Here is a 705-nt window from a genome sequence, read left to right as displayed (position 1 = left end):
TCCCCGCCGAGCTCGCCGCCGTTCTCGCCGACTCGGGTAAGACCGAGGCGTTCGCCATCCAGCGCGACACGCTGCCCGACTCTCTCGCCGGACGCGACCTCCTGGGTCGCGGACGCACCGGCAGCGGCAAGACCATCGCCTTCGCGCTCCCCCTCGTCGCCCGCCTCGCCGCCTCCGGCGGTCAGCGCCGCGCCGGCCTGCCGCGTGGTCTCGTCCTCGCCCCCACCCGTGAGCTCGCGACTCAGATCGCCGCGACGATCACTCCTCTCGCCGAGGCCGCCGGCCTTCGCGTCACGACCGTCTTCGGCGGCGTCAGCCAGCGCTCGCAGGAGCAGGCACTGCGCGGCGGTGTCGACATCGTCGTGGCCTGCCCCGGCCGCCTGGAAGACCTCATGAAGCAGCAGGTCCTCCGTCTCAGCGCGATCGAGGTCACCGTGCTCGACGAAGCCGACCACATGGCCGACCTCGGCTTCCTCCCCGGCGTCACCCGCATCCTCACGGCCACGCCTGCCGGCGGACAGCGCCTGCTGTTCAGCGCGACGCTGGACCGCGGTATCGACACCCTGGCGCGCCGCTTCCTCTCGAACGCGGTCAGCCACGAGGTCGATGAGGAGAGCGTTCCCGTCGGCGAGATGACGCACCGCGTGCTGGTCGTCGACTCCACCGACAACAAGACCGTTCTCGTGCGCGAGCTCGCCTCCGGCA

Annotated in this window: 1 protein-coding gene; it reads left to right on the top strand. The window is 71.8% G+C overall.

All coding sequences use genetic code 11. The annotated features are described in order from the left end of the window. On the top strand, positions 1 to 705 hold a 705-nt coding region (locus DSP71_RS21315; protein WP_220151151.1), incomplete at both ends, for a DEAD/DEAH box helicase.

Source organism: Microbacterium sp. H6 (assembly GCF_003314775.1).
Taxonomy (GTDB): Bacteria; Actinomycetota; Actinomycetes; order Actinomycetales; family Microbacteriaceae; genus Microbacterium; species Microbacterium oxydans.
Note: the sequence above shows the minus strand (reverse complement) of the source record. Positions and strands in the feature narration are given on the sequence as shown.